Origin of the sequence: Pantanalinema rosaneae CENA516, assembly GCF_050753385.1 — a bacterium.
Taxonomy (GTDB): Bacteria; Cyanobacteriota; Cyanobacteriia; order Leptolyngbyales; family Leptolyngbyaceae; genus Pantanalinema; species Pantanalinema rosaneae.
The window spans coordinates 69519-92892 of sequence record NZ_JBLZFZ010000001.1 but is presented as its reverse complement, the minus strand read 5'-3'; the positions used below and the strand labels follow the sequence as shown (position 1 = coordinate 92892).

Genomic DNA, 23374 nt, shown 5'->3' with positions numbered 1-23374 from the left:
AGGGAATCAATTGTGGTTTAACTTGTGACCGTTGGTTGCACAAAGCGCTTAATTTCACCACAGGCAATATAGGATTTGCCATCCGGTGCAGTTTTCACCTCATCCACCACATACAACATGCCCTCTTCCCGAACCGATCGAGGGAATCGCATATTCCAATCCGGCTCGTAGGCATCTGAAACGACTCTGGCACGCAGTTTGCTGCCCTCTTTCACACATTGCACTAGAATGCCATCTCCTACAGTATCCGTCGTCGGCAGATCAGCCGCGCTGGCGGGTCCTGTAGATGCTTTACCGCTACTTCTCGGTCTGGACTGGCGAGGGGCAACAAAGATATCTGCTTCACCGGGTTTGACAAAGCGAGTAATACTGCCCTGCACTCGATAGAAACTACCATCGCTAGAGGGTTCTAGCCCTTCAACTACATACCGGGCTCCCTCCGCCCGCATGGCTCGGGGAAATTGCACATTCTTCGCCGGATCGTAGCCCTCAGACATCACCTTAACCCGCAGCTTACCACCCTCCCGGACACAGTGGAGTTCAATCCCTGAGCCCACGTCGCTCACTGTAGGCATGGCATACACTTCATCCCCAGCCGTGACCCCGCGACCACTGAGATCAGTACGGTTGCGGGTTAAGGTTTGGTAGCTCTGATCCCGCAATTCTTTCCGACCCGCATTACCTAAGGCTCTTTGAGCAATTCGACTGGCAAAATATTCCAGTTGATCAATTTCCTCGGCAATTTCAAAGTTTTCGTTTAATCCTTTAGTTTGTAACTCTTGAATCAGCGATCGCAGCATTTGTTCAGCTTCTTGATGTTTACCCTGTTCTGCCCAATCAAGCGCTGTTTCTTTTGCCTTGGCGATCGTCAAGTGACTTAACTCAAACAAAATATGACTAGAGGCGGCACTGGCGGCAGCTTCGATCGTGCCAATCTGAGCTACAACCTCGGCGCTACCGGACACCGATCGAATCACCTGATCTTGCACGACATCAGCACTATAGTGCAGCGTCATCACTGGTAACTCACCGATCGCAGCGGCTGGGAGTTCGACGCTTAACCCCAGGAGTTTATCTTCCCCCTCGTATAGCTCTCCTAAGGTAATCACCGTTGCCCCAGCATCATTCTGGCTCACCTGAGCCAAACTTAAAATATCAACCAGGTTGACTCCATTGGCTAATTCGAGCGTAACCACTAAATTTTGTCCGACCACTGCTCGGAGACTGTCTAGCTCAATGCTAAATACTTCCGTTGCTTCATCAATGCTTTGGATAAAGTAGAAATTCCCATTCGCGGCTCTTGCCATTCCAATCAGCAGATCTTCATTAAATCCCTGGGCAAATCCTAGGGTGGTTGTGACCACTCCTTCTTCGGCTTTTTGTCCAGATGTAGTCGTTAAGACACGCGGATCTTGGATCCCCATATTGGCATGACCATCCGTGAGGAGCAGCACTCGGTTGATCTTCTGGGGATCAAAGTGTGTCTTCACATACTCGCAGCCCTTCAGCCAGCCCCCCGATAGGTTAGTAATGCCCCCTGCCTGTACCTGACCGATCGCGGCTTTGAGCGTTGCTTTATCCGTGACCGATTGAGGGGGGACGGGTGTGTCTATTGCATCGTCATATACCACGACTGAGAGGGTGTCATCAGGCTCCAGTTGATCGACTACGGATTCAGCCGCTTTCAGGGCATGATATAGGGGTGCGCCTGCCATCGAACCAGAACGATCGATCACCAGAGAAAGATTCAGCTTCCGGCGGGGAGATTCAGGCAGATCCGCCCGAAACCTTAGCAGAATATTAACCTTAGATGCAGCGCCTGTCGGAAGAATCGCCTGATCAAAGTCGTAACTTGTCCTAAGCATCTCAACCCTCCTCCGGGTGACTGATGATTGATTACGACTTTATTATTCCCAGCTAAGAGACAAAGTTTGCAGGATAGGGTTTTTGCGCCAGAGATTTGAACTCAAGAGCATCGTGGCTACAAAATAGGTTTACCTCTTGACCCCGATCGCAAACTAACTGCCGCAACCGCTCTTGATTACTCAATCGGGCAGTGCGATCGACTTCCATAGCCTGTATCGATCAATACTAATCCTTGATTGGTTTCAATAGACTTGTTGCGGAATAAGAATTTTTAAGGGAAATGCGCTGCTCTTGTTACTTCCGTCGAAGTTAAGCGGCCATCAAATAGAAGTTCCATAGACCCGTTGCGGTCAACATCGAACGGTCATCAAAATCGCTCACACGATTTCTGTACACATCGCTGACGATCCTGTATCGTTTCACTCCCGCAAATGCATTCTCGCATCGCACCCGCCGACTACTTTTCTCACGATTCTCTTGTTTCTGCTCTTCGCTGAGGCTGCCTCCTCGCGGTTTCTTGTGAGGCATCTCAATGTTCTCATACTCCTTCTGTAACCCTAAAAAGCCTAAATCGACGGCAATCACAATCTCATCGGGAATTCCCTCAACCATCTCTACCTCATCGAGCAACCGCTTATCATGCACTTTTCCCTCTCGGGCTTGAGTGAGTACCAATACCCGTTTGCCTTCATCCACCGCCACCAGATGCTTCCGAGTGTATCGCCGCTTTTTTCCCGAATAATGCTCCTGTTGCCGCTCTTGGTCTTTTGGACGAGCAATCGGTCGCTCTGTCCCATCAATCATCACTTCTTTGACTTCCGGGTAGCGTTGCAAAAACTGCTCAATCCGTTCGAGTTTTCGTTCCGGCAGTACCATCGTTTGCCCCAGGGCTGCTTCGAGTATCGGTTGCAGTCGGTGCATCCAGCGGTGGGCTTGGCTCCGGTCAAAGTCAAACAGAAATCCCGCCACATCAAAGGTGGGGTAACACTTGAAGTAGAACAAGATGTAGAACAGTTTCTCTGACATACTCGACAATCGAGCTTTGTCCGCTTGTCCTCCCCCCGGGGCACGTTGTCGCACCTGCGCTCGCATTTGGGCATCCCATGCCTGATTAAACGCTGGCAATAGCTCATCAAAAGCTTTCCGGTTTAGACCGGTCAGAGCACGCAGCAAACGCTCGTTATTCAAGGCACGATGGAGGTTGATCATGCAGGCTCAAACTCGATGAAGTTATCTTGATTATCTCCTATTCCGCAACAAGTCTAATCAGTAGACAGTGACAGACTAGATGGGCGGTCAGACCACGACTAAAGCCATCGAATAAGGCTCCTCCGATTGGGCACATGCAACCACAATTGAGATGATGAATGTGCATGAATCTTGTCCTGATAATGAAATGCAACTAACTCGCTGATGACAATGACGATCGCACTTCATTCTGTCTGTTCAAGCAGCACTATGAACTATACATGCTCCCTAAATGATACGAATGAGGTGCGATCGCAGTAGGATTATTACTTCGGCGGATACATTTCACGCACTGACAGGCAGCTTTTCAGTTCGAGTCGGGTAAACAACCTCTAATTTCTGGTGATGATGCAAGCGGTCAAAGCGATCGCTTAACCAATCAAATCCTTGCTTTAAACAATGGGGGCATACCTCACCATAGGATTTCCCTTGATCGTTACAAGCAATTACCTTTGCTTCTGCGACCTCAAACACACTCTCACAGATCAAGCATAGTTGTTTCTGAAATGGAGCAGGATTACACTCGATTTGAAATTGCATAGTTTTTTTGAAGAAGGTTTAGTGTTACGAGCCTGTTAACTCCAGGTGCCCTAACAATATGAATTTGATAGTTAGGTTAGCATCTAGCTTGAGAATGAATTCCCATTCTAGGATCGGACACTTAAGGTCTATCGTCATCCTGGGTAATTGGTGCAAGCTCTAAAGAAAACGGTTCTTCGGCTTGGGTTATCTGGGAAAAGTAACGATAACCGACGAATAATCGAGCCATCCTCACGGCTGGTTTAGGACTGCTATATGTAGCGTTGCTTTGTTCGATAAGTTACAAGTCGCTCACTTAACTTCAGGTAAATTGGCAACGGGATGTGGGGACGAGAGGATGATTAAAAGGCTTTTATTATGTTTGAAGCATAGTTTCATCGATCGTGTAAATTTTATCTCAACACTCTTAGGAGTAGGGTTTTTGTAAAAATTTACTGTATTGCCTGTATATAGAGTTTGAGGGATGCTTTGAAGATTCTATTAGTAAGGGTGGTTAATAGAGGCTAAGAGGATGTTTTAAAAGTATCAAAACGATTGTACTAGCCCCCTAAATCCCCCAATTCTGGGGGACTTTGAATCCGGTTCCCCTCAGAATTGGGGGATTTAGGGGGGCAGTTCAGGTAACGATTGTGACTTTTCAAACGTCCTCTAACTGTCGTAATACTACCATTAGCCAAATTGTATAGACAATCTTATCCATTTGATGCTTTATAAAGAATATAGCGATTATTTTGATAGGCGATCGGTAATTCTAGCCTATGGTCGGCTGTGGTGATGAGATAACTTGCTGAATATTTTCTGACTAAGTTTTTCACTTGTTTGAGCTTCAACTGCTTGTAACCCTGAGTTAACTGTTTTCTTATATTTTTGCGAGGATCTCTGGTTCGAGCTAAAGCGGGTTTTGGAAACGTACCACCACTTAAGTCTGCTAAACGTTCATACCACTCAATAATTCGTGTTTTAGTCTGGGGAAGCAGCTTATAGTTGGCGATCGTAGAACGTTCTGCTAGCCAATTAAACTCAACGAATTCGACAGGTGGGGAAATGATAATAGCATCGGTTGGAGTTTGAGTTTTTACCCAATTACATAAAGCAATGAATTCTGGGTGGCGATTAGGAAACTGATTTAGCGCGGCAACCTGGGCTTGAAAGGTAGGAAGCTGTAAGCTGCATGTAAAGACAAGCCAGCTAATACAGGTTAGTTGGATAGCCTTTTGTGGAGCTACAAAGCTTTGAACAGCACAGGCAAGGAGTAGCCAAGTATTTAGCGGTAGCAAGACATCACCGACACGAAATGGATAAAATTGTAACCAACTTCCCTGGGAGTCGAATGGTGCGATCGCTAGACCAGCGACAAAAGGGACAAGGCTGATCAGCGTCAATTGAAATAGATCAACTTGAGCCTGATACTGTTGCATTTGCCAATTTTTTTGATGCCGATGCAGCACTTTCATACTCAGTAAAAGGCAGAAGAGGCAACTCACTAAACGTAGACCCCAAAGTGGTTCCCAGGAAGCCGGATTAAGGTGATGGGGTAATCTGAGAAATACATAAATGAACGATGGAGGAATCGTATGTAACTCTATAGTTGAGAATAGTTGAGCTATAACTGGAGGGATAGCAAAAAAACTGGATAGTAAATAAATTAGCCCTATCTCATGGAGACGATCGAACTTGCTGAATTGAAACTGATACTTAATCATCACCTGTGCAAAGACTATCAGAGTTGCCCAGCCACCCACTAGAACATGGAATGATGTTGCTAGTCCCAGAAATAGAGCCACAGTGGGATATTTCTGCCTCAACAGGTAGTAGATAGCCAGCAGCACTAGCCCGTAGGCAATTGCCTTTGCCTCCAAACTTCTGACCAACCATTCTTGTGCAGCAATCCCTTGATTGGGGCTGCTATAGAGGAATAGTCCAATGGCAGTTAGCAGTAACGGCAAGGTGAGTCCCAAGCACTCTCCAATTAACACTAGCCCTAGTGCTACCAATCCGTAACAGATTAACCTCCCCACGATAGATGTTGCTAAGAAACCCCAGGCAACAATAAGTTTGCCAAATAGAAGGGCAAACAGCAGTCGATAGCCTGGAGATTGATTGAGATACCAGTCCTCTGCAATCCAAGTTGAATTAGCGAACTGTTTGGCGAGCGGTAAAACATCAACCTCATTTGTCATGCCCATATTATCGTCGAGCAGTAACTTCAGGCTAATGAATGCCAAAACTGTAAGCACTTGTCCAATTCGATAAATACTGTGTGGTAACTTATTGGTCAAACCCATGTAAAGCTAAGAGATGAAATCAACCTATACGTGTCTTAGTTCCTACCCAATTCAATAGATGGAATTACCCATGCATAAGGCTTTCGGTCTGTATCTGGTTAAATTGCAAAAATGCGATTTTCAGATTCAGACGGATTGGGTTGACAGGCTGATCTCTATGGTGAAAAGTCGCAATGAAATTTCGATGAAATTTTGAGATTGGTAAAATAAAAGCTAGAATTGCTGATCAGTCATTCCCGGCAACTTGCTATGAAGGTTTTGCTAGTTGAAGACGAACTAGATTTAGGTACTGCTATTAAATGGGCATTGAAACAGGAAAAATATGTAGTGGATTGGACTCAGGATGGCAACGAAGGATGGGCGTACCTTGAGAACCGTTGGATGCAATACACGATCGCAATTATCGATTGGTTATTACCAGGAGTGACGGGCATTGAGTTGTGTCACCGGCTTCGACAGCAGAATTATTCACTTCCCGTCTTGATGCTGACGGCGAAGGATCGAACGAAAGATAAGGTTGCTGGGCTTGATGCTGGAGCAGATGATTATCTGATTAAACCGTTTGAAATGGAAGAACTATTAGCGCGTTTACGTGCTTTACAACGCCGATCTCCATCTTTACCGACGCAGCAGTTACAGTTGGGTAGTATTCTGCTTAATTACACAAATCGAGCAGTCTACTATGAGGATTCAGAGAAGAACCTACAGTTGATCAAACTGACTAAGAAAGAGTTTCAACTGCTGGAATATTTCATGAACCACCCTCGGCAAATTGTGGCGGGAGAGCAATTGTTGTACCAGATTTGGGAGGCGGATACCGAGGTTGCTAGTAATGTGGTTGCTGCACAAATGAAGCTGTTACGACGTAAGCTAGCTGAACACGGCTGTCAGGACTTGATTGAAACTATACCAAGCATGGGCTATCGCATTCATCCTAAATATGCAAAATAAACCGTTTCATCTGACGCGACAGCGTTTAGCCGCCTGGTACACCGGTGTGATGGCACTCATTTTGGTACTTTGTGGATTTGCGATTTATCAGCTAATTGGTCATACCCTCTGGCTCTATCTGACGCAGGACATGCAAGAGTTGGCGTATCAGTTGGAAAATCGAATTGAATCTGCTCTCGAACGTCCTGGACAGCTTGAGCCTCAAGCGTTCATGCTGATGCCGGGGCTATGTCTGTCAAATAAAAACTGTGTTTTAGAACGCGACCCTCAAGCGGCTCGTCCTGCCCACTCTGAGGTTACAAGTTTATACGAGTTAATGCAAAACGATTATTGTATCCGGTTTCTTAACCTCTCTCAGCAACCCGTTGCCATCCTTCAGTTTCCTCAAACTAAGGCAATCTGCAATAATCCAATCCTTTGGCAGCAAGGGCAGGATGGGCAGGGGCATTACTATCAACTAGAGAGTTATCCTTTACATACGCAAACTCAAACAGCTTGGGGCACCATTCAGATCGCACGATCGCTGAATGGTCTAGATATTTATTTATTCCAAATTGAGCTTCTACTGACTGCTGTGATCATCATGGCAATCATGATGGCGGGAGCTTGTAGTTGGTGGCTAGCAGGGTTAGCGATACAACCAATCCGCCAGTCTTATGAGCAAATGGAACAGTTTACGGCTGATGCAGCCCATGAATTACGAACACCACTGGCAGCGTTACGAGCTATGGTGCAAACAGCACTTCGCTCTGAAAATTTGTCTACTGATGATGCAAAGAAAACACTTTACATTGTCAATCGGCAAAGTTCTCGCCTCTCCAAATTAGTTCAAGATCTCTTGACGCTTTGCCAAATTGGTCAGGTCAGTTCTATCCAGCCTACAGTCTGCTGCCTTAATACCATTATTCAAGAAGCGATCGATGAATTTGCAGCGATCGCGCTGTCTACAGAAATTAGCCTATCCGTAGAGTTACCCAAATATCATCAACTTCAGGTTAAAGGTGATCCAGAACAGCTCTATCGAGCGATTTTTAACCTACTCAGCAATGCTCTTCAATACACCCCTGCGAAAGGGCAGGTGATAGTCACCCTCACATCCTATTCTACTCAAGCTCTAATTCAGGTACAAGATACTGGAATTGGCATTACACCGGAAGAACAGGTTAAAATCTTCAATCGTTTCTATCGCGTTGACCGCGAACGTTCACGGCAACGAGGCGGAGCGGGATTAGGATTAGCGATCGTACAAACGATCGTACAATCGCATCAAGGAACGATACACGTTTGCAGCAAACCTGGCAAAGGTAGCGTATTTACTATTCGCCTGCCACTTGTCAAAAAATCATGAAAAATCTTAGATGAGATGATGTCAAAATTAGTACAAAAATTTGCTTCGAACTTACATAGTATTAGATAACTAAATCTAATGCTGTCTAACGCTAGAATAGTCACAATTTTAATAAGATTTTTAAGGTGCTTTAGTATTAAAAAGCGCATAATTTTCTTTTTGTTGCTATATCTTATTTTTTAATTTTCCTGATTTTAGTAAATTCTAATTGAAATAAAGCTTGAATAAAATTTTGATGGGTTGTAATTTATTAGTATTTAGTGTTATCTTTTGTGCTGAATAAAAAGATTAATTAAACAAGCATTTAAGGTTTTACTCGCAACATAAACTAGTTTGTTTCAAGCTTCATTGCTGTTCATTTTTGCTTCATAATTTGATTTTTTATAACTAATAGTGTTAAAAGTAACTTAATAGCTCTTTTAGGCGACTAACCATTGTTTGTTTAGACTATTACTACAGCATATTTGCCATTCATTGCTGACATGAAATTGACTCAACCCTACCAACCGCTCCTGCTTCGCATTCTGCACGGATTCACGGGACTGTTTTTAGTAGCTGCGATTTTGACGGCTTTTTGGACTTACGATACCTATGATGGTCGTTGGGGAAGAATCCCCCTGCCGTCTTATAGAGACATAGAAGGAATTCATGGAACGTTTGGTTTATGGACTTTGTTGATCTTTCCTGCATTTGTGATCTATGCCTTCCATCGTGGGCAGAAACGACTCGTTCAACCTGATTCGTTCACCAAGTTGGCACAGGTTGGAGCACCTATTTGGTGGTACACATTGAACCGTTTCACCAACACATTGGCTCTCCTTGCCTTAACTTTTGCACTCTTTAGCGGCAAGATGATGGATGAAACGTGGTTGCCAAAAGGAGAATTAAACCATGCCTGGTATTATGCCCACTTGATTGGTTGGGTAATAATGGTGGTGGCGATCGCCCTTCATCTGTTGATAAATGCAAGAGTTGGGGGAGTACCAGTGTTGCTATCCATGCTAAATTGGCAGTTTCGCGATCAAGATAGTCCTAAGCTTTGGTCAAATCATCTTTCTCAATGGTGGACTAGGTTTCAGAAAGGCTCCTGGTCAACCTGGTTTCAATCTCCCCGTATTCTAGTGGTGCTTGAAATGGCTATTTTACTTAGCCTTGTTGCCGCCTGGATTATTCCACTACTTACGTGATTGCAATCAATATTTCCGCCAAAGCGTTTAGTGGTACTGCGGCTAGAATTCCCTACTAAGGCTACCCTGAATCGTGGAATTATTGCCTGAACTGCCCCCTAGCCCCCAATTCTAGGCTACCGTGTACACACGTCTTTTCAACGACCTCAAGATCCGGCATTTTGCCCCCCTAGCCCCCCAATTCTGGGGGGAACGCGGTATTTAAAGTCCCCAAAATATAGCCTGACGGCATCCTGGAAAGGGATCTAGTACAATTACCTTGATACCTTTAAAACATCCTCTAAGAGTTAACTCGCTAGTTGCAATCCTTGACGATGTAAATCTTGTTCAATTTGCTGCATGTTCTGAAATGTTTCCCCAGCGACAATGCCGTAAATTTCCGTATAGATTTTGCCATATTTAACTTTCTCCAAGGCTGAAAGAATTAAAAAATCCTGGCGTTCTAGCTGCGGCTTTAAAGTAGTCAAAATTGAGTCCAGGGTTCCTTCCATACGATAGCTACTGGAGTATTTCGCGATCGCTTTATTCACCTTCAAGAGCTGGTGACGTTGAAGACAGAGTGGTGTAGAACCGTTGATGCGGAAATTAGCATCGATCGCGTACAGTTGACCATCTCGATCCTCTAAAACATCAAACCCGATGACACCAAAATAACCTTGTTGATGGGCATATTTCCCCACCTTAGTAATCATCTCCAAAAACTTGCTTAAATCATTGGTATAGTCAATCACGCCGCCTAAATAGTTGCCTTCTGGACTAACTAATTGTTGCGTCACCCCAATTAAAGTAATTTTTCCTTGCTGATCAATATAAAATTGTACACAGTAATTGTTCACTTCATACCTAACGAACTCTGAGACGATAATTGTTTTGAGTAAATTAATCTTCAAATATTTTCTCAGTTCTGTTAAGCAATAATTCAGATCACTAGAGCTACGAATAATGTAAGTTCCCTCACCTGAAAGCCCGTGGGATGTTTTAATCAAATAGGGAAACTGAGTGGGCAGTTGAATTTGTTCAAGGCTGACTTCATGCAAATGATAGGTTTGATAATTGGGACAGGACACTCCTAAATGAGCCAGCGTTGCCTTACTGAGTAGACGATAATGAACTGCTGCGTTAACCGCGTGTTTCTCGGGTCGCAAGTGGTCAAAAGGAAAGAGAGTGATCACCCGATCGATACGATCGCTCTGGCTAAGATCATCCAAATAGGTAGAGCAATCTAACATCTCTAGCTGTCGATTGCTACAGCTAAAATAATCCTGCCAATATTGCATCAGCAAACTGGGCGGTGGATTGATCACTACACCGGGTAGTCTGTCACCCAAAACCGCCAAATTTTTCCAGGGTTCTTTCTAGCAGATCTTATCAAATGATGTTTTCGTCGATTCACTACTGCCATCTTGCAAAAAGTATGTTTTGGTATTGGGATAGGCAGCCCAACTGGCAGTCGCTGGGTAATTTAACACTAAGACATAGCATTGATCTTGAATGTCCTGGGCAAATAAATCTGAAAGAGAATTTCCTTGGGGAACCTCGATTAATTGAGGTTTTACAAATTTCAAGTCTCATTCCAGTCTCAAAGTCGATTATCAGTCCTCTATGCCGTCAAATCTGCTGTGGATTCTCCGCTCCACTTGCTGCCATGCCGGATGTTGGATAGATCTATCCGTCAGCTTCAACCGGGCGTGTTTGCCAGAAGACCAAACGCAGGAAGTTGTAAGTCAAATTCTTCAACCCTAACTGCACCTTAGCCCGCTCCAGTCCAATCGAGCGTACCAGTTTGCCACCCATTTGCATCACCCAAGCCCCAAAGACATGCTCGACCTTGGCCCGGGTTTGAGAGCGCTCTCGGTTGGCGGCTTTTTGTTCCTCGCTTAAGGGGCGATTGCGATAGGCGCGTTCATGGATGTGACTGATGAAGGTTAAGACCACGAGCAACCCTTCGAGGGCGACGGAACGATAGGCACTGTCCGCCCACACCTCATCGCCTTCATTGTCAGCATCGAGCACTGCCGTGAAGGCTTGACTATCGTGCACGGCGGCATCGGTCACGGCATAGCGACGAATAAAGCCATGGTTGGCATCAATACTCAGGTGATCCTTATAGCCGAAGTAACTCTTGCCGTTTTTCTTCGTCCAGGTCGCATCGCCATCTTTTTGTGCCCCCTGATGCGGATTCTCTTGCCATTGGGGTGGCCTTTTTCCAGCCTCCAGATGGGCTTTTTCATCCTGGTCAAAGTGCTGTTTTGGCACCGGGATCAAGGTCGCATCAATAATTTGCCCCCCTTGGGCTTGATAGCCTTGCGCGCTTAAGTATTCTCCAAAGGACTCAAACAACGGCTCTACTAATTGATGCGCTTGCAACTGCTGACGAAATAACCACACTGTGGTCGCATCCGGCACCGAATCTTCAATTCCTAACCCCAAAAATCGCATGAACGAGAGTCGGTCTTTGACTTGATATTCCAACGCTTCGTCACTGATGTTGTACAACTGCTGTAACACTAACAGCTTAAACATCAAAATCACATCCATAGGCTTGCGTCCAGCGTTGCTTTTGCGCGGTTTGTCATGGATCACGGCAAGTTGTGCCCGAAACGATTCCCACGGAATTAACCGGTCTAAATCTTCTAAAGTGCTTTTCTTGGCGGCTAATTCTTGCTGGCGCTGTTCTAAATCCCAGAACCCTTGTTGTCCCATTGCTGTCCTTGGATGGCCTGACTGCTGCTATCTTATCTCTCTGATCTCAGAATGAGACATCCTTTTTTCGATTTTTCGAGGTGCCCCTTGGAAGAACTGAAAGGGATGAGGCTCCATAGTCCAATGGTTACGCGATCGCTAACGGTTGATCTTTGTGAATAAATACGGCAGGCTCGGATAATTCAGTGGTCATATAAGCCACAGCCATGTGTTGTGAGTTGTATGCCCAACCGATTCGTCCCTGGCGGTCTAGCACAATACAACCGGCTTCCCCCTCAACACGATCGACTAACGTGGCGATCGCGTACTGAGCTGCTTCATCAGGATGCCGACCTCCCGCTAACGCATCGATCGCGGTTTTTGCCAACACCACAGGGATAATCGATTCACCATCTCCAGTAGTTGAGCAAGCCCCTAAACGGTTGTCGGCATATAACCCACAGCCGACTAACGCAGTATCTCCCACACGACCTTGGGGTTGTCCGGTAGTGCCTCCTGTTGATGTCCCAGCAACTAGATTCCCATCCCTATCCAGGGCAGCACAGCCTACGGTATTAGGACGATCGACAACTTTAGCCTCCTGTTGCCATTCCTCGTACTGTTCTTCGCTGATCAGATCAGCTTTGGCACCCACCTCTACCCCATGTTCCAGCGCAAATCGTTCTCCACTCCGCGCTACTAACAATCGAGGGCGATCGTCCATAATTTTGCGGGCAACAGCAATTGGATGGCGCACTCCCTGGATAGCCGCAACACCTCCCCACGCCAGCTTTGCTCCTTCCATGATGGCGGCATCGACTTCTACCTCTCCCTCACTATTCATGGTTGAGCCGAAGCCCGCATTGAACGTTTGGTCAGATTCCAACACCTGAATGGCAGCTTCTACTGCCGCGATCGCACTACCACCCTGCTGCAATATCTGCCACCCAGCTTCCACGGCGGCTCGGCATCCTCCTTGATTCGCCGCTATTTTATCGGCTGAGATAGTTTTGGCTCCACCATGCACAATAATGACGGGTTTCATATCAAATATTTTTGGCTTGAAGAGAATTTATCTAGTGAAATTGGGAATTTATTTTAACGATTCACGATCGCAGCTACGGATTTCCCTGGTGATTCAACTGTCCAGGTTAACTGCAATAGTCCATATTGTTGTTTTGTAGTGTAGACAATCAGTTCTACTAGCATCTCCATCCTAGGAATCACTCTGAGCTGACTTAAGGCATAAGCTGGGCTGAACTCAAAGGTAGTATGTATATCAACTAGCCAATTCCCGTTAACCCTAAGTAAAAATAGGGAATTCTAATCATACGCTAGAAGAAATTAGGTCGAAGTTCTTTAACAACACTCTAATTACTTTGTTGAGAGGTTATTTGTATGTATGTTTATGTATCGCCAGAGGTGGAAACAGCCGCACAACGTCAGGGAGTGATCAAAGCTATCGAAGCCTTACGCGATCGCATTGAAGCCGATGCCTCATTATTTAATCTCTTATTTGATATCCGCTTTCCGCTCTGGATCAGACGCATGAAGAGTAATTTACGTCTGATTGCTACCCTAAAGCTGTTTGGGGAGGATCAGGTATTGTGCTTGACCCATATTCTGCTACGAGGTGGCAGTGAATATCGTGAGTTCTTAGATGATCCGGCGAAATGGGAGCAACATCATATTGATCTCAGTTCTCTGACGGCGTACCTGGAACGACGAAAGCAGGTGCAGCCGATCGCGAAGCGCCCTCTCCCCAAACACCTGTATCCCTGGCTCGATCGCCCAGTGTTGATGCGACGTGACGATCGGGGGGATACGGTAGTCTTTGAAAGTCAGCTATGGGTCAAGCTGTTTCAACCTGATAATTCGCCTTACTCTCAGTATTTGACAACAATTTATGGCATTGTTGAACATTTGCTATTTGCAACGGCAGAGGCACACTACATCATCGAACCAACCCGTCGGTTTAGCAATGTGCAGATCTGTAGTGATCCCGAGACGGAGTTGTGTGTCTTATTTAGCCGAGTTCGTCCGCCGGATGATCCCCAACGGGAAATTCTATTTTTACTGCAAGCGTTTGAGTCTAAACCAACGGAAGCAGAAGTTGGAAATGTGGGCAATACCTTAAGATTGTTTGGGAGCAATGTGGCTCATAATCAACTAAGTCGATTGACGGCAAGGGAACTGAGTCGATATGTCCACCGCTCCTATCCCGACTATATTGCGATTGATCTTGAACATTGGCAGGCTGTAGAGTTAGAACCCAATACAAACTTAGCGTTGTCTGGGGAAGAAGAGGAACTCCTGCATCACATGACCTTTCCGGCGTTCATCAACGGTAGGGCAGGCAGTGGTAAGTCTACGATGCTGCATTATGCCTTTGCGTACTACTGCGAACTGTATCTCCAGCAGCTTTCAGATTCTGCTCAGACAACCCTTTTAGTCCAACCGTTGTTTTTGACCTACAGCGATCGCTTGACCGAAAAGGCTCGCGATACGGTACGGCGGATTCTGATGAGTCATGCGTACTATATGAGTAGAAAACGGTTTCAAGCCTCTGAACTTGAAGCATTAGATCACTGTTTTCAAACGTTGCAAACATTCTTGCTCAGTTGTTTACCGGATGCAGAATTGCCACAATTTGCTCGGAGAAACTATATATCTTTTCACGAATTTAAGCAACGTTATAATAGATCATTTTCTAATAAAAAATTTAGTGCTGAGGAATGCTGGCATACGATCCGAACTTATATTAAAGGCTATCACTTTATTGATGACCATCAGGATTATCTCAGTGTAGAAGAGTACCAAGAGGAGATTAATAAAAAATATAAAAAAGTAACGAATGAAAACTTTAAAAGAATCTACGATGAAGTTTGGCAATGGTATCGAGAGCAATGTCAACGCGATCGACTGTGGGATGATCAGGATTTAGCCCGAGCCGTATTAAAAGCGATCGCCAATGGGACGATCGCCCCTGCCCATTATGCGGCGATCTTTTGTGATGAAGCTCAGGATTTTACGCGGATCGAATTTCAATTGATCCTCCGGTTATCAATCTGGTCACAATATCAATTGCCGATCGTTGTGAATAGTCTTCCCTTTGCCTTTGCGGGTGATCCCTTGCAAACTCTGAATCCCACCGGATTTAGCTGGACAGGGTTTTGTGCTAGTTTCTACGAAAAAGTCTTAACCCCGCTCGATCCCGATAATTCGCGTCACCTGGACTCGGAACGCCTGATCCTGCATGAACTGCGACAAAACTACCGTTCTCCGGCGGCGGTCGTTAAGTTTACGAATTGTATTCATCTTTGGCGACGGACGTTATTTGATCTGAAAACTCTAGAACCTCAGGAACCCTGGTGGAAAAGAAGCGATAACCAGCCGCAAAAGGGAATTTTGCACAACAACTTAACCTCCATGGAGTTGAGAAGACTGGCTGAAAGTGGTGCCATTTTCCTCTTACCCTGTGATGAGGGCGGAGAATTGGAATTTTTACAACGCACAGCTATACTCAGCGATGTTTTTCCCACGGTCAGAACTGGGCAAATTCCCCCCACCGTTTACACTCCCGTTGGTTTAAAGGGGTTGGAACTGTCTCCAGTGGTCGTCTGTTTTTTCGGTGAATATTACTTCAGACACTTTAACGGTAGACCCTTACAATCTCTCACCAATCCCACTAATAATCTCCAACTAGAGTATTTTTTAAATAAACTGTATGTTGCTGTCAGTCGTTCGACTGGCTATTTGGCGATCGTGGATACGGCAGAGGGCGATCGCTGTTTATGGCAGGAGGCTGGAGACAGAAATATCCAGCTTTGGTTAAGCCGCATGGCACTCACGTCTCAACAGAAACAACGACGCTCTGCTTACCTGGAGCAGTGGAGAGACAATCTTAATACTAATATTCAGCCGATTAACTTGCGGGGGCTGACTCAAGTAGATCTCCAGCTTAATGGCAAACAATGGTTGCTCACGGCGATTGAAAATCATAATGTCCATAATCTGGAAACAGCCATTTTCTATTATCAAAAAGCGGGTATGACCGCAGAGGTCAACTACTGCAAAGCCTGGATTTTCAGACTGGAAAACCAACTGCAAACCGCCGGTCGCGCCTTCATGGCGATCGATACCCTCAGCGATCCGGAATTGCTGCCCCAGCAACAAGCCTGGCAGTGTTTTTGGGCAGGACAATGCTGGCGTGATTTGTCAGACTGGCTGCTGCATTATCCCCTGGCTCCTCAAGCCGAGTTGCAACCTGTTGTGCAGTTTATGTTGGCAACTGAAGGTGAGCGCATTTCACCCGATGCGGTGACAGACTTTTCGCATTTCCTCAGGCAAGATGTGTCCTGGCATCACCAACGGGGCGATCACACCTGGAGGGCAGTGATCGATCGCTACCGTCAGGCAATTACCCAGATATTGAATCAGCCTCAATCCCTAATGACAGCCGCATGGCAGATCTGGAGCGAAGTGCTTCAGATATCGGCTGAAGTTGGCTTTGCTGCTCCAGAGACGCTGAATCTAGCTGGGAAATGTCTCTTCCAAATGGGTGATTTTGCGGCTGCTTTGGCGCTTTGGGACACACAAAATTATACCCAACATCCCGACTACTGCATCGCGAAAGCGGAAATAACCTTACCTCCAGAGAATATCCCGTGGTTGGCTGAAGCCCAGATGTACGATCGCATGATTCAGCTTTGGCAGGAGCACGATCGACCGATCGCGGGTAAATGGGCAACCCAACTTTCCTACCTGCGGCAAGCCTGTCGCCAAACCCAACGATCAACGGAATGGTTAGACCTGGAACTCCAGACGGGGCAGTGGTTAGCGGCAGTGAAACTTTGTCAGCAATCCAATTTGCCGGATGCCGATCGCCTGAAAGTGATCGAACGGATGGCGTATGATGTTAACCTGACACCAGCGACAGTCAGGCAACAGCGTGATCTCTTGAGTCAATTTGTGACGCAAACCACGGCTACCCCAACCTGGCAGGCAACGGAAGCCAGAATTTTAGAGGCGTGTGTGGCGATCGAAAAAATTGGCGAGTACCGTTCTGCCTTGCCGTTATTGGAACGGTTGCTGGAACACCCGCAGCTTTCCCGATCGGGTCAAACCTTTATTCAACAACGGTGGTTAGTGGTGAAAGGCAACCAAGCCGAGTTTTTAGAGCATCGCGGTAAAGTGAGAGAAGCCCAGCGGCATCGGCAAGAACGCGATCGGCAGGCACAGGCATGGGGCATTCATTTGAACCAATTAACTCTAGACATCCCCACCCTGCCGTTATCGCTGCCCTACCTAACTCCTATGGACTCTGGCGATGATCGTTCCTGGGAAGAAGCACAGTTACGCGAGCAAATTCAACATTCTCTGGGCGAACTTAATTTAGCCGAGTTACAACAGGTGAGCCATTATCTAAAATTCTTACAGTACCTGCGTCAAGCATCAACGGAGTAGCGATCAGTCAATAGATTTGCTTCTATCCTCGAATTTTTGTCTGCCACTGTGGTTTTATGTACCTTGTCACTACCCAAGCCGAACATCTGCCTACTGACCACCAGGTTATTATGGTGGATGGCACCGTCCCCGATTGGCAAGCCAAACCTGGCGATCTGCATTGGGATCATCATCGTCCTGGGGGAGCCGATGTCCAAATTGATGAAATTCCCTTACCCGATCGCGCTACTTATCTAGATGCCTATGCGACGGATCAGCCCCCTTGCTTTGTCACCACGATGGTAGATGCCGATGCTTGCTGTGCGGCGGCATGGGTGCAATTGCCGCGTGAGGTGTTGACCCCAGAAACGATCGCCCGGTTGCAAGCGATCGCCTGGGATTGTGACCACCTGACCGTACCGGATGCCTTGCAGTCCTATGCTGAGTTTGCGGCGAAAGCCGTTGTTGCGTTAAAGAATGTCAGTGAAGGGATTGCTGCCGATCTGGGATTACCCCATGAACGCAAAGAGTGGAGCGATGCCGATTGGGACGCTTACTCCTCGGAAGCCTTTCGGCGGGGAACCGAGTGGTTGATGGCAGCGGCAAAGGGTGATTGTCCCTATCCGGGACAACAGGGTGAGGCAGATGATTACTGGCAACAGATCGCCGCCGATGCCGAAATGTTGATAGAGGAGGAGCGGATTCGGTTTATCAAGACCGATCGCGGGGATGTGGCGGTCTGCGATCAAACCAGTACCAGCCATGCGATCGATCCCCGGTCGTTCTATCAGGCGATTCTCAGGGTGCATGAGTCATCGACGGCTACTCTCCGCCCCGAAGCCATTACCATGCGCGATCATCGGGTGGGTGGTATCCAATATACGTTAGGGAGCATTCCCCTGCATCCAGAACAGCCTTGCCTTGATTTTACTCAGGGAACCTTCGATCGCTTGAGTGCCGCCGAGCAAACCAAAGATCCGGATTCAGGAGCCTGGGGCGGACGACGTACCGTTGGCGGTTCTCCCTGGAATACGCCCTCGCAGCTTACTGTGGAGGAAATTGTAGCGATACTGGATTGATGGCTGAAGGAGATGAAATGATTGCCGGTCTTGCCGCCTTGTCTCCAGGTTTCTTCAGACAAGTTTCTTGCCCCCATGATAGATTACAGGTTGAGTTGCTGTTTGTTATCCCGTTATCCAACGGTAGGGTTACTGCCTACCCTTGACCTGCTCGGGTGACATCCCCTTCTAAACTCGATCACCGCTCTAAGACGAGTAGACTACGCCATGCCGACCTATCGATCGAAAACCTCCACTCAAGGACGCAATATGGCCGGTGCCCGTGCCCTCTGGCGTGCCACCGGAATGCAAACTGAAGATTTTGAGAAGCCCATCATTGCCGTTGCCAACTCGTTCACGCAATTTGTCCCCGGACATGTTCACTTGAAGGATCTGGGGCAGTTAGTGTGCCGTGAGATTGAAGCGGCGGGTGGCGTAGCCAAGGAATTCAATACGATCGCGGTAGATGATGGTATCGCGATGGGGCATGACGGGATGCTCTATAGCCTGCCCTCCCGCGAGATCATTGCGGATTCAGTCGAGTACATGGTGAATGCCCATTGTGCCGATGCTCTGGTCTGCATTTCCAACTGCGACAAAATCACCCCTGGGATGTTGATGGCGGCTCTACGGCTGAACATTCCCGCCGTGTTTGTCTCCGGTGGCCCGATGGAAGCGGGGAAGACGAAGCTGGCTGAGCATAAACTGGACTTGGTTGATGCTATGGTGGCGGCGGCTAACGACAAAATCAGCGATCAGGTGGTGGAAGAGTATGAGCGGTCTGCCTGTCCGACCTGTGGCTCTTGCTCCGGCATGTTCACCGCCAATTCCATGAATTGTTTAACTGAAGCGATCGGGCTGTCGTTACCGGGTAATGGTACGGTGCTGGCAACCCATTTCGATCGCAAGGATTTATTCCTGAATGCGGCACGCACCGTTGTCAGCATTACCCGGCGCTACTACGAGCAGGGCGATGAATCCGTCCTCCCACGTTCGATCGCGAGTGTCAAAGCCTTTGAAAATGCGGTGGCGTTAGACATTGCCATGGGTGGCTCGACAAACACCATTCTGCACTTGCTGGCGGCTGTGCATGAGGCAGGGGTCGATTTTACGATGGTAGACATCGATCGCCTGTCGCGTAGAGTTCCCCAACTCTGTAAGGTTGCTCCTAACACCCAGAAATATCACATTGAGGATGTTCACCGAGCGGGTGGGATTCCGGGGATTCTGGGCGAGTTGGATCGGGCGGGACTGCTCCACACGGATATACCAACCGTTCACAGTCCAACGATGAAAGCAGCCCTTGATCGCTGGGATGTCATGCGGACTAATGACGCGGCTGTGCATACCTTCTTCAAAGCGGGGCCTGCTGGCATTCCCACCCAACAAGCCTTCAGTCAATCGACTCGCTGGGACTCCCTTGACCTCGATCGCGAGAACGGCTGTATCCGTCGCCTCGAAAATGCTTACAGCACTGAAGGGGGACTGGCGGTACTCTACGGCAACTTAGCAGAACGCGGTTGCATCGTGAAAACGGCTGGCGTAGACGAAAGTATTCTGGTGTTTGAAGGCAAAGCCCGGATCTATGAAAGTCAGGATGCGGCAGTTAAAGGCATTCTGAATGACGAAGTCCAACCGGGAGATGTGGTAATCATTCGCTACGAAGGTCCACGGGGCGGCCCCGGGATGCAGGAAATGCTGTATCCCACCAGCTACCTGAAATCTAAGGAGCTAGGCAAGGTCTGTGCGCTGTTAACCGATGGTCGGTTCTCGGGGGGCACGTCGGGGCTATCGATCGGGCATGTGTCGCCGGAAGCAGCAGCCGGTGGCAACATAGCGCTGGTACAGGATGGCGATCGCATCTTGATCGACATTCCTAATCGCCGGATCAATGCTGACCTATCGACGGAAGAATTAGCCAATCGGCGGGTAGCAATGGAAGCGAAGGGTAAGGATGCCTGGAAACCGGCTCAGCCCCGACAGCGACGGGTGACAGCCGCCCTGAAAGCCTATGCTCTTCTGGCAACCAGTGCGGATCAAGGGGCGGTGCGTAACCTGGAGATGCTCAATTAACCGGTAGCACACTCAACTTGAATCTGAAGGTTTAGGGATGCTGAGACAACAGTTTCAGCATCCCCATTGCCTTTAATTGGAACATGTAGGAATGGGAATTAAATAACTCCGCATCTCTTTGTACGGGCGCGGCATGCGGCAGAGATTTTTGGGACAATGGCAAGGACTTTTTACCGAATGCCACGCCCCTACGCAAAATTACACCTTAATCAATCTGTAATCCTTAGGCGATCGGTAAGGGAGGCAACACCGCATGAATGCCCTGTTTCACTGCTTCTGGACGATCTTTATAGGGTACTCTGCCATCTGGAGCCGCCGCATACTGCTGACAAAATTGTAGGAGTTCAGGGATGGAATCAGTAGGAGAGAGTTGATGCAAAATAAAGGTAAGTTTCTGAGGTGCGGTAAATGCCACCATACAGGAACGATCGCAGGCTCCCATACAGCGTACTGGTTGCAGATGGATGCGATCGCGAATTCCAGAGGTTTCTAGACCAGCTTTGAGCTGGTTGAATAACAATTGCCCTTCACTTAACCCCTCTGGTGCGGCTTCAGTTTCAGCCAACTGGCAGAGTGTACAAACCAACAACGTATTTTGTGTCATGGATTCCCTGGTGATTTAGATGGCATGATCAAGCTGAAATTCTGTCCAACGCTGCTGCATCTGCTGGTAACAAGCCACTGGAGAGACGGCGAGATTTTGGAGCAAATTAATATCGGGTCGTCCCTGTTCATTAATCAGCAACAGTACGTCTCGGGCAGGATTGTATGTCTCGATCGTCTGGAGCAGTCGTGTGATCAATCCTGTGTCCAGGTTTAAAGCCTGTAAATACTCCGATACGTGTGACATGGGAATGAAGTGGGTCGTATATTCCACTAAGTCAGCCTGCCAATCCACAGCCCCGGCATCTGCGATCGCCATCTCACAAACGACCATCCCCCGCCCGTGGGTGATGAACCCTTGCCATGCGGCATGTCCCAGGGGCAGCAAATTCTCGCGAATAAACAGATTTTGCCAGTAGCCTAAACACCCCTGCCAGGTACTATCTTGAGGTCGCATACTTATCTCCCAATCGTTGCCTTGTCATCATGTCTAAATCCTGTGAAAATGCATCTTTGGCACTGTGTTGCCCCATCACCACTGCCGCCCCTGACTCTCGGCATCTAATGAGTGCTCTAGGGTCGATCGCCCCCAGATGCCCGTCTTGCTGTAGACCCAGATAGTCAGGGTGATGGTAGTTCTGAACGTCTACCGGGTCAGTTCATTGAATCGTGATGAAATTCTGAGCGATCGCAGCTGAGATGCAGAGACAAGCCGCGATCGTAGCCTAAGAATAAAATAACAAAATTGACCATCATCCGTACCTCGCAGATGAAACATAACGGGTTTACCAATCTCCTAAGGAGCCATCAGTCGGTGGGCATCCTGACTAAGAAAGCACGATCGCTTTCATCACAGTTGCGGGACAGCGGCAGATTTGCACTGCTCTTTCCCCCTCACGTCTGAATGGCTGCTCCCCATCAGAACCGACTTGAGTATATGCAGAGTAACACACAATCAGGTGATGCGGCTGCACTCCCTCAACGAATGTGATACCGACTGATCCCCCGAGTCTCAGGATATCGAACTTAGGACAGTGGTGAAAGCGGCAATCGGTACGATACGGTTGGGAGTCAGTCACCCTCAACCGTAATGGCAAATTTTCAGTTCCAACAGCACTCCCATGCCTTTTGGCAGTTCTTGCAGCAGGTATTGCAGGCACACTGGCGATCGCTGCTATTGCTGGGGCTGGGGGTAGGTCTACCCTTGTTTTTATTTGAGCAACTGGCAGTTGCCATCTCCCGGCAGCAGGGGGGCTTCCTGTGGGATGAGCCGATTTTGTTAGCCGTTCATGCCACTACGACAGTATTCTGGGATCGGCTGGTTCCAATCTTGACGCGGCTGGGTGGGTTTAAGGGGGTCACTCTCCTGACCACATTGTTATCATTCTGGTTACTCCGGCAACAACGGTGGCGATCGCTGATTTATTTGCTTCTAACTATGATTGGCAGTGGGTTGATCAATCGGCTGGCTAAGGCGGTATTACATCGAGTGCGCCCCAGCTTATGGACACCCCTAGCTCCTGAAGCGGATTTTGCTTTTCCCAGTGGTCATGCGACGGCGAGTATGACGTTTGTAGCAGCGATCATCATTCTTACCTGGGGAACTCGCTGGTGTTGGTTAGCCGTCTTAGGCGGAAGTAGTTTTGTGCTGGCGATCGCCTGGACCCGGTTATACCTGGGGGTGCATTTTCCCAGTGATATTGTGGCAGGCTGGTTAGTGTCAATTGCCTGGGCGATCGGGGTGAGTGTTGCGATTCGACCGCATCTGACGGCATCCACCCGGCGGGAGGAAGTTCAGTTAACTACGGAGGAAGCCCAAACCTTATCTAGAGACAATCTGTAGAGGTGAGTATATTATGCCATGACCACGATCGCCTCTACATAAACTTTCTGGCGTTTCTTGTCTACATCTAACACAACCCAACGAATTGGCTCTCCCTGTTTCTGTAACTCCATCTCGATCGCCTGTTCTAATTGGGCTAATGAGTCACATAGATCAACTTCTATCCGAATCAATTGGCTTACCATTAGCATTCCTCCACCATATCCAAATGAATTGTGATCTCAAAGTGCCGCATTAGAGTCTGA

At 47.6% G+C, this 23374-nt stretch carries 18 protein-coding genes and 1 riboswitch; of the genes, 7 read left to right on the top strand and 11 right to left on the bottom strand.

Annotation, left to right across the window (positions count from 1 at the left end; translation table 11 throughout):
* Window positions 1-17: 17 nt before the first annotated feature.
* From ACN4EK_RS00275 to ACN4EK_RS00255, 5 genes are all read right to left on the bottom strand, one after another.
* Window positions 18-1865, bottom strand: coding sequence for a vWA domain-containing protein (locus ACN4EK_RS00275; protein ID WP_431655314.1), 1848 nt, complete (start codon window positions 1863-1865; stop codon window positions 18-20).
* A gap of 52 nt (window positions 1866-1917) precedes the next feature.
* Window positions 1918-2073 (bottom strand): hypothetical protein, encoded by a 156-nt coding sequence (locus tag ACN4EK_RS00270; protein ID WP_431655313.1) that lies wholly within the window; start codon window positions 2071-2073, stop codon window positions 1918-1920.
* Window positions 2074-2175: 102 nt separating this feature from the next.
* Window positions 2176-3075 carry a transposase family protein gene (locus tag ACN4EK_RS00265; RefSeq protein WP_431655312.1) on the bottom strand — a complete coding sequence of 300 codons (900 nt, stop codon included), beginning with the start codon at window positions 3073-3075 and terminating at the stop codon, window positions 2176-2178.
* Window positions 3076-3399: 324 nt separating this feature from the next.
* The gene (locus ACN4EK_RS00260) at window positions 3400-3654 is read right to left on the bottom strand and encodes a hypothetical protein (RefSeq protein WP_431655311.1); all 255 of its coding nucleotides are present in this window, start codon (window positions 3652-3654) and stop codon (window positions 3400-3402) included.
* Between the two features lie 692 nt (window positions 3655-4346).
* A complete protein-coding gene (locus tag ACN4EK_RS00255; RefSeq protein ID WP_431655310.1) occupies window positions 4347-5933 on the bottom strand; it encodes a DUF6798 domain-containing protein in 1587 nt (528 codons plus the stop codon).
* Window positions 5934-6188: 255 nt separating this feature from the next.
* Here ACN4EK_RS00255 and rppA point away from each other — a divergent pair, with 255 nt between their 5' ends.
* From rppA to ACN4EK_RS00240, 3 genes are all read left to right on the top strand, one after another.
* Entirely contained in the window at window positions 6189-6890 is a 702-nt protein-coding gene (gene rppA, locus ACN4EK_RS00250) for a two-component system response regulator RppA (protein WP_431655309.1), read from the top strand.
* Window positions 6880-8238, top strand: a complete 1359-nt coding sequence (gene rppB, locus ACN4EK_RS00245; RefSeq protein WP_431655308.1) for a two-component system sensor histidine kinase RppB — start codon at window positions 6880-6882, stop codon at window positions 8236-8238. The genes rppA and rppB overlap by 11 nt, the downstream gene beginning before the upstream one ends.
* A gap of 482 nt (window positions 8239-8720) precedes the next feature.
* Window positions 8721-9425, top strand: coding sequence for a cytochrome b/b6 domain-containing protein (locus tag ACN4EK_RS00240; RefSeq protein ID WP_431655307.1), 705 nt, complete (start codon window positions 8721-8723; stop codon window positions 9423-9425).
* A 287-nt stretch (window positions 9426-9712) separates the two neighbouring features.
* Here the strand turns inward: ACN4EK_RS00240 and ACN4EK_RS00235 are convergent, their stop codons facing one another.
* From ACN4EK_RS00235 to ACN4EK_RS00225, 3 genes are all read right to left on the bottom strand, one after another.
* A complete protein-coding gene (locus ACN4EK_RS00235; protein ID WP_431655306.1) occupies window positions 9713-10753 on the bottom strand; it encodes an ATP-grasp domain-containing protein in 1041 nt (346 codons plus the stop codon).
* Between the two features lie 337 nt (window positions 10754-11090).
* On the bottom strand, window positions 11091-12128 hold the full coding sequence (locus ACN4EK_RS00230) for an IS5 family transposase (protein WP_431655305.1): 1038 nt from the start codon (window positions 12126-12128) through the stop codon (window positions 11091-11093).
* Between the two features lie 127 nt (window positions 12129-12255).
* Window positions 12256-13152: an isoaspartyl peptidase/L-asparaginase family protein gene (locus ACN4EK_RS00225; RefSeq protein WP_431655304.1), complete on the bottom strand. Its 897-nt coding sequence runs from the start codon at window positions 13150-13152 to the stop codon at window positions 12256-12258.
* Between the two features lie 353 nt (window positions 13153-13505).
* Here ACN4EK_RS00225 and ACN4EK_RS00220 point away from each other — a divergent pair, with 353 nt between their 5' ends.
* The 3 genes from ACN4EK_RS00220 to ilvD all read left to right on the top strand — a co-directional run bounded on the left by ACN4EK_RS00220 (window position 13506) and on the right by ilvD (window position 20683).
* A complete protein-coding gene (locus tag ACN4EK_RS00220; RefSeq protein WP_431655303.1) occupies window positions 13506-17573 on the top strand; it encodes a UvrD-helicase domain-containing protein in 4068 nt (1355 codons plus the stop codon).
* A 56-nt stretch (window positions 17574-17629) separates the two neighbouring features.
* On the top strand, window positions 17630-18631 hold the full coding sequence (locus ACN4EK_RS00215) for a hypothetical protein (protein WP_431655301.1): 1002 nt from the start codon (window positions 17630-17632) through the stop codon (window positions 18629-18631).
* A 207-nt stretch (window positions 18632-18838) separates the two neighbouring features.
* Window positions 18839-20683 (top strand): dihydroxy-acid dehydratase, encoded by a 1845-nt coding sequence (ilvD, locus tag ACN4EK_RS00210; RefSeq protein WP_431655300.1) that lies wholly within the window; start codon window positions 18839-18841, stop codon window positions 20681-20683.
* Between the two features lie 223 nt (window positions 20684-20906).
* Here ilvD and ACN4EK_RS00205 read toward each other — a convergent pair whose 3' ends face one another.
* On the bottom strand, window positions 20907-21287 hold the full coding sequence (locus tag ACN4EK_RS00205) for a DUF1636 domain-containing protein (RefSeq protein WP_431655299.1): 381 nt from the start codon (window positions 21285-21287) through the stop codon (window positions 20907-20909).
* A 15-nt stretch (window positions 21288-21302) separates the two neighbouring features.
* Window positions 21303-21743 carry a hypothetical protein gene (locus ACN4EK_RS00200; RefSeq protein WP_431655298.1) on the bottom strand — a complete coding sequence of 147 codons (441 nt, stop codon included), beginning with the start codon at window positions 21741-21743 and terminating at the stop codon, window positions 21303-21305.
* Between the two features lie 339 nt (window positions 21744-22082).
* Window positions 22083-22230, bottom strand: a riboswitch (cobalamin riboswitch).
* A gap of 146 nt (window positions 22231-22376) precedes the next feature.
* On the opposite strand from ACN4EK_RS00200, the gene ACN4EK_RS00195 reads away from it, so the two are divergent.
* Window positions 22377-23129 carry a phosphatase PAP2 family protein gene (locus ACN4EK_RS00195; RefSeq protein ID WP_431655297.1) on the top strand — a complete coding sequence of 251 codons (753 nt, stop codon included), beginning with the start codon at window positions 22377-22379 and terminating at the stop codon, window positions 23127-23129.
* 11 nt (window positions 23130-23140) lie between these two features.
* On the opposite strand, the gene ACN4EK_RS00190 is transcribed toward ACN4EK_RS00195, so the two are convergent.
* On the bottom strand, window positions 23141-23314 hold the full coding sequence (locus ACN4EK_RS00190) for a hypothetical protein (protein WP_431655296.1): 174 nt from the start codon (window positions 23312-23314) through the stop codon (window positions 23141-23143).
* Window positions 23315-23374: the final 60 nt, after the last annotated feature.

Excerpts from the sequence above, each read along its gene's own strand:
- ACN4EK_RS00200 (WP_431655298.1), bottom strand. The coding sequence starts at position 21,743 with ATGCGACCTCAAGATAGTACCTGGCAGGGGTGTTTAGGCTACTGGCAA.
- ACN4EK_RS00220 (WP_431655303.1), top strand. The coding sequence starts at position 13,506 with ATGTATGTTTATGTATCGCCAGAGGTGGAAACAGCCGCACAACGTCAG.
- ACN4EK_RS00205 (WP_431655299.1), bottom strand. The coding sequence starts at position 21,287 with ATGACACAAAATACGTTGTTGGTTTGTACACTCTGCCAGTTGGCTGAA.
- ACN4EK_RS00225 (WP_431655304.1), bottom strand. The coding sequence starts at position 13,152 with ATGAAACCCGTCATTATTGTGCATGGTGGAGCCAAAACTATCTCAGCC.
- rppA (WP_431655309.1), top strand. The coding sequence starts at position 6,189 with ATGAAGGTTTTGCTAGTTGAAGACGAACTAGATTTAGGTACTGCTATT.
- ACN4EK_RS00270 (WP_431655313.1), bottom strand. The coding sequence starts at position 2,073 with ATGGAAGTCGATCGCACTGCCCGATTGAGTAATCAAGAGCGGTTGCGG.
- rppB (WP_431655308.1), top strand. The coding sequence starts at position 6,880 with ATGCAAAATAAACCGTTTCATCTGACGCGACAGCGTTTAGCCGCCTGG.
- ACN4EK_RS00275 (WP_431655314.1), bottom strand. The coding sequence starts at position 1,865 with ATGCTTAGGACAAGTTACGACTTTGATCAGGCGATTCTTCCGACAGGC.
- ACN4EK_RS00265 (WP_431655312.1), bottom strand. The coding sequence starts at position 3,075 with ATGATCAACCTCCATCGTGCCTTGAATAACGAGCGTTTGCTGCGTGCT.
- ilvD (WP_431655300.1), top strand. The coding sequence starts at position 18,839 with ATGCCGACCTATCGATCGAAAACCTCCACTCAAGGACGCAATATGGCC.
- ACN4EK_RS00240 (WP_431655307.1), top strand. The coding sequence starts at position 8,721 with ATGAAATTGACTCAACCCTACCAACCGCTCCTGCTTCGCATTCTGCAC.
- ACN4EK_RS00260 (WP_431655311.1), bottom strand. The coding sequence starts at position 3,654 with ATGCAATTTCAAATCGAGTGTAATCCTGCTCCATTTCAGAAACAACTA.
- ACN4EK_RS00230 (WP_431655305.1), bottom strand. The coding sequence starts at position 12,128 with ATGGGACAACAAGGGTTCTGGGATTTAGAACAGCGCCAGCAAGAATTA.
- ACN4EK_RS00195 (WP_431655297.1), top strand. The coding sequence starts at position 22,377 with ATGGCAAATTTTCAGTTCCAACAGCACTCCCATGCCTTTTGGCAGTTC.
- ACN4EK_RS00190 (WP_431655296.1), bottom strand. The coding sequence starts at position 23,314 with ATGGTAAGCCAATTGATTCGGATAGAAGTTGATCTATGTGACTCATTA.
- ACN4EK_RS00215 (WP_431655301.1), top strand. The coding sequence starts at position 17,630 with ATGTACCTTGTCACTACCCAAGCCGAACATCTGCCTACTGACCACCAG.